Source organism: Streptomyces apricus (genome assembly GCF_008369065.1).
Lineage (GTDB): Bacteria > Actinomycetota > Actinomycetes > Streptomycetales > Streptomycetaceae > Streptomyces > Streptomyces apricus.
Genome location: NZ_VDFC01000046.1, coordinates 420,907 through 424,456 on the forward strand (window position 1 = coordinate 420,907; position 3,550 = coordinate 424,456).

The window sequence follows — 3,550 nt, forward strand, 5'->3', positions numbered from 1 at the left end:
CCCCGTGGCCGACATCTCCGGCCCCTCCCAGGGCCAGGCGGCGTCCCGGGCCGCCTCCAGGAGCGGGACCATCCGGAAGGCCGCGTCGGAGAGGCCCCCGAACGTGTGCCGGTTCCCCGCTCCGGCCCCCGACGGCGCGTGCCCGGCCCGGTACCCCGCGAGGTTCCACGTGTACACCGGCACGTGCGCCGGCACCTGCGCGGCCGGGTCCCCGTAGGAGCTGTACGCGGCCTGCTCGTCGGTCACGATCAGCACCCGGTCGTGCTTCCGGTAGTGCCGGCGCACGGCCTCGCTGGTGTTCGTCCCCCCGAGGTCCCCGAACCGCTCCAGGACCTTCAGCACGGACTCCCCGCGCCGGAACCGCACCGCGTCGCTGCCGGTGCCGAACTCGACGAGGTCCGCCTTCTCGGCCCGCAGCGCGAGCGCCGCGCCGAAGACGGCCGCCGCGTCGGCCCGGCTGAGCTCGGAGCGGTCGGACATCCGCGAGTAGAACATCGACCCGGACCGGTCGACGAGCACGAGTGTGCGCCCGCCCAGCGCGGGCACGTTGGCCAGCGAGTGCCCGAGCGCCTGCTCCAGCGGGTACGCCCACCGCAGCGACGGCGCGTGCCGGTACGCGGCGAGGTAGCGGAACGGGAACTGCCGCGAGCGCGCGACCTCCGCCGGATCGGCGATCCGCGCGGCGACCCGCGCGGCCACCTCGTCCGAGACCCCGGCCTCGTCGAAGTTCCGGAGGTTCCTCACGAGCGCCATCGCGCCCATGGACGGAATCACGGCCTCCCACGCCGCGGCGTCCATCGGCCCCTGCAGCCACCCGGCCAGCGCCTCCCAGGTCACCCCGGCCTCCGCGAGCCGCTCGGCACCGCCCTCGGACGTCACGACCGCACGCCGCCGCTCAGGCGGCACCGCCATCAGCTCGCGGTGCGCGGTGAGCACGCGGTCGGACGCGGGCGGCACGGCGGTCTCCGGGTGGTGCCGGCGGTCCAGGGCGTACCGGAACAGCTCGCCCTGCCACGGCTTCCCGGGGTCGGGCGCCGCGTGCACGAGGTTGAGGACGTCGCCGAAGCGGTAGCCCCTGGACGCCGTGTCGTACTTCAGCAGCGACCTGCTGCCGTAGAGCCGCCGCACGGCGTCGGCGATGCCCCGCTTCACGGGCTTGGGCACGGCGCGGCCGTAGCGCGCGGTCCAGTACGCGAGCAGTTCGCCGGGCTCGTCGGGGCGCCGCAGCACGGAGGCGACGACCTGCCGGTTCGACGGACCGTCCGTGGCGCCCGCGTCGAGGCGCGCCTTGACGTACTCGGCGGCGCCCACGATCGACGCGGTCCGCATGTTGCCCTCGCCGCGCAGCCAGCCGAGCAGGGCGGCCGTCCACGACGGGTCGGCGACGGCGAGCCGCCGCACGAGCGCGGCGAACCGGTCGTCGCGCGCCTGCCCGTCCTCGTAGAAGGTCTTCCGGGCGACGAAGTTGGCGATCGACAGCAGGAAGAGCTCGGAGCGCGGGTCGCGCTCGGCGCCGCGCCCGCCCTCGTACGTCCGCAGCACCCGCCCCGTGGAGGTGACCCGCGAGGTGCCCTGCGCCTTCGCCGTCTTCTTGTTGAACCGCGTCATGATGAATTCCCCCGAATCCATGCTCCTGAACGAACATTTCGCGGGGAGGCGCAGCAAATGGAGCGTGCCCGAGTTCAAGGGTCGGCGGCGGACTTATCACCTGGCGCGTCTTCCTGTTCCGCCACGTCGGCCGAACCGACGACGGGATTCGAACCCGCACGGTCTCCCACCACGTCCCGAAGTAACCGCTGCCTGCGCACCGGGCACGCACCATCTGCTGCGCCTCCCGAGATCAAATCGGTCACGGTGTGGATTCTTTTGCAGAGAAGTAACCGTGACCTGCGCACCGGGAGGTGCACGTCGTTCACTCTAGGAGGCGTGCCGCGGGCCGGGCGAACGAATTAATTCCCGTCGTGGGGCCGGAATTCAGCGGCGCTTCTGGCGCTTCCAGGGGCCTTTGATCGCGACCATGATGCCCGGCACCTGAATGTTGGCGTACAGGGTCTTTCCGTCGGGCGAGAAGGTGACGCCGGTGAACTCGCTGAACTCGGGCTCGTCCTCGGTGCCGATGTTCAGGTCGTTGCGGGCGATGGGATAGGTCCGGCCGCTCTCCGTCGCGCCGAAGAGGTGCGAGACGCCCTCGCCGTCCTCGGCGATGACGAGGCCGCCGTACGGGGAGACGGTGATGTTGTCGGGGCCGTCGAAGGCACCGTCCTCGGACGGGTCGGGGTTCACGCCGAGGAGCACCTTCAGGGTCAGCGTGCGCCGCTTGGGGTCGTAGAACCAGACCTGCCCGTCGTGCTGCACCGGGCTCTCCTCGCGGGCGTACGAGGACACGATGTACGCGCCGCCGTCGCCCCACCACATGCCTTCGAGCTTGCGGGCGCGGGTGACCTCGCCGGTGTCGAACTGCTCGCGCACGGGCACGGTCCGCCCGTCCCGGTCGGGCACGTCGACCCAGTCGACCCCGTACACGGTGCCGATCCGCGTGGCGCGGGACAGGTCGTCGACGTAACGGCCGCCGGAGTCGTAGCACTTGGGCGCCTGGAGCACACCGGCGTCGTCGGCGAGCGTACGGAACTTCCCGCGGCCGTGGGTGAAGCCGTGCGGGGGCTTCCAGCGGAAGAACAGGCCGTTGGGCTCGGAGTCGTCCTCGGTGAGGTAGGCGTGGCCGCGCTTCGGGTCGATGACGACGGCCTCGTGGTCGTAGCGGCCGAAGAACTTCAGCGGCCTGGGGTCGCGGTTGGCGCGGCGGTCGGCCGGGTCGACCTCGAAGACGTAGCCGTGGTCCTTGGTCATGCCGTTCTCGCCGGCCCGGTCGGAGTTCTCCTCGCAGGTGAGCCAGGTGCCCCAGGGGGTGCTGCCGCCCGCGCAGTTGGTGGAGGTGCCCGCGATGCCCACCCATTCGGCGACGCCGCCGCCGGGGCGCACCTCGACGACCGTGCAGCCGCCGGCCGCGGCCGGGTCGTAGACGAGGCCCTCGGCCAGCGGCACCGGGTGCTCCCAGTTGGCGCGCGGGCCCTTGAGCTCGTGGTTGTTGACGAGGAGGGTCGTGCCGCGCGGGCCGTCGAAGGTGGCCGTGCCGTCGTGGTTGGAGGGCGTGAACTCGCCCGACTCCAGCTTCGTCCTCCCGCTGTACGTGATGACGCGGTACGAGAACCCGGCGGGGAGCGCGAGGACGCCCTTCGGGTCGGGCACCAGCGGCCCGTAGCCGACGGCTCCGCCGTGCCGGTCTTCGTGCCGGCCGCCGTCCTGCCGGTCGTCGTCCCCCGCGGTCTCGGTGTCCGTGGACGCGAGGGCGCCGGGCGCGGTGGCGAGCGTGCCGACGCTGCCGGTCAGGGCGACACCGGCACCGGTGACCGCGGATCGTCTGGCGAAGTCCCTGCGGGTGAGCGACATGCTGTCTCCTGTGACGGTGGAGTGTGCCGCGCGGGCGGGCGGAGGACGCGGCTGTCGGCCACACCGTCCCGCCCGTTCCTGAACACCGGTTGAACGCCGTCCG

2 protein-coding genes are annotated in these 3,550 nt (G+C 72.5%); both read right to left on the reverse strand.

The features are described from left to right. Positions 1 to 1,608 (reverse strand): TROVE domain-containing protein (locus FGF04_RS21985; RefSeq protein ID WP_149513770.1); only part of this gene is annotated, 1,608 nt, incomplete at its 3' end. Between the two features lie 366 nt (positions 1,609 to 1,974). Continuing rightward, positions 1,975 to 3,447, reverse strand: a complete 1,473-nt coding sequence (locus FGF04_RS21990; RefSeq protein WP_149513020.1) for an alkaline phosphatase PhoX — start codon at positions 3,445 to 3,447, stop codon at positions 1,975 to 1,977. Between the last annotated feature and the right edge of the window lie 103 nt (positions 3,448 to 3,550).

Coding starts and splice junctions, on each gene's coding strand:
- FGF04_RS21990 (WP_149513020.1), bottom strand. CDS start 3,447: ATGTCGCTCACCCGCAGGGACTTCGCCAGACGATCCGCGGTCACCGGT.